This window comes from Dolichospermum sp. UHCC 0259, assembly GCF_009711935.1.
Lineage (GTDB): Bacteria > Cyanobacteriota > Cyanobacteriia > Cyanobacteriales > Nostocaceae > Dolichospermum.
This window is the reverse complement of sequence record NZ_VIKX01000315.1, coordinates 1-1,866: the sequence shown is the minus strand read 5'-3', so window position 1 is coordinate 1,866 and position 1,866 is coordinate 1. Positions and strand designations below refer to the sequence as shown.

At 45.8% G+C, this 1,866-nt stretch carries 2 protein-coding genes; both read right to left on the bottom strand.

The window, feature by feature from the left end:
- Positions 1-1,058, bottom strand: a 1,058-nt coding sequence (locus FJR05_RS25220) for an ATP-binding protein (RefSeq protein WP_168646637.1), incomplete at its 3' end; no start/stop codon positions are given.
- On the bottom strand, positions 1,058-1,866 hold an 809-nt coding region (locus tag FJR05_RS25215), incomplete at its 5' end, for a Mu transposase C-terminal domain-containing protein (RefSeq protein ID WP_174783857.1). The genes FJR05_RS25220 and FJR05_RS25215, both read right to left, overlap by 1 nt.

The window sequence follows — 1,866 nt, the reverse complement described above, 5'->3', positions numbered from 1 at the left end:
CCCATCTGTAGCAAATGCCATAAGTGTTCACGGCGACTTTCCATATAACAGAGTTTTTGTTCCCCCTCAGTCGCCTCTATCGCCATGCGTTCACACTGAGCCAGCGAAAGAGTATGTTCATGCAACCGCTCCAAAGTCAGTGTATCACAGCCATCATGCAACGCCGCCGCCACAGCCCGAATTAACCAATCCTTCAACACACCCACACAACCAATAGAACGCTCATAAAAATCAAACCAATGCTGCATCAAAGCCGGAATATCAACCTGAAGGGGAACTTGCTTGAACAGCGCCAGTAAAACTCCCTGAAAATCCTGCCTATCTTGTTCATTTTGAAACAAATAACGGGGAAAATGAATATCCAACCCCCGTCGTGATGCCTGTCCACTTAAATTGCGAAAACTCAAAAGTTCATAAGTGCCAATGAGAATGTGCAGTACACCAGTCACATTTGTCATTGACTTAATCCAATCCAATTGGTCTAAAAGCTTACCACCACTAGCCCCACTACCAATCTTCATTAGATGCTGTGCCTCATCCAAAATCACAGCCTTGACACCACGTTTACTCATCGCCTCTTCCAAAGCCTGACGTAGTTCAGGAGAATCATTGAACTGTGCCGTTTTACTGCGTCCCCGCCCCTTCTTCTCCCAAGTTTGCTCGGCATCAATATCCACCATCATCCGCCGCTCGTAGTATGGTTCTCCCAACAATCTCAGTGCCGTGCGGTAATAATCAGCCCGATTAAACACCCCACCGTCAGGAGGTCGTGTTTCTACCAGTAACAGTGGTATTGGAGAACCATTGCCATTGCGATAGCCACCTTCACGAAAACCATTGTGGTCAACAGTAGTCCCATTTAACCGTCTAGTAATTTGGCGAATCATCGTCGTCTTTCCCACACCAGAAGGTCCATACACCAGGACGTGAGCAAATCCCGCAGGTTCACGAATCGCACCCATGAGTAGCATATCCACTTGCGCCAACTGGGGATGAGATATCGCATATTCCTTGAATTGGTTGAGTTGGGACTGTACCTCCAAAGAAAAGTTCTCCATTATCTGTATTCCTCAAAGACAGGTAGTTTTGTGACATCCAACTGTTGGATATTTTCAGTTTTATGAACTGTGGAGACATCTTCACCGTTTGACTTGTTGATTGGGGACTGCGGTATAACTTGAACTTGGGTGAGTGACGATACCTCATCAAGATGGGACGTTAAATTTTCCAGTACACTTTTGGCTTCCAAATCCCGTAATCTTTGCAGGAGCAAGGTTTCATGTTCTTGCGCTGAGGCAATAAAATCTGCTAGGCGTTTAGCTGAGATATTCGTACTGACAAAATTACGCTTATCCTTTTGTCTGATTTCTTCTGCGGCTAACAGCACTTCTTTCTCTGTGCGTCCGACAAAGGTGCTGTAATACTGGGAGATACATTTAACCCAGCGTCCCTCTAGGTAGGCATAAGCTACACCCATATCAAAGGGGTCATAACGCACGGGAACTTTGGTTTTTTCTACCCCCGGATTACGGAAAGCATCATTCCAGTAATAAAGATAATTAACTTTAATTCCCACTCCGGGCTGGATTAAAGCCGTTCCTTTAGGTGTACTGGGACGTGTGGACATGAGGAAGTCTTCATTGTAGGCAATGTGTCGGTGTTCTCGTTCTCCTGCAATCAGCACCCCTTCTGTATAAACTTGTAATGGTGTTGTCCCCAAGGAATCATGCTCTAAGTTGTCGTAAACAGAGTATGCCCACTCACTTAGATAGGTATATAAATCTGCCAATGTCCAAATGGCTTGCTGTTTGGGGTCAACGGCTTTGGTAAGTTGTCGTGGCTGTTTGCTGGCTTGGGTGTTGCCTA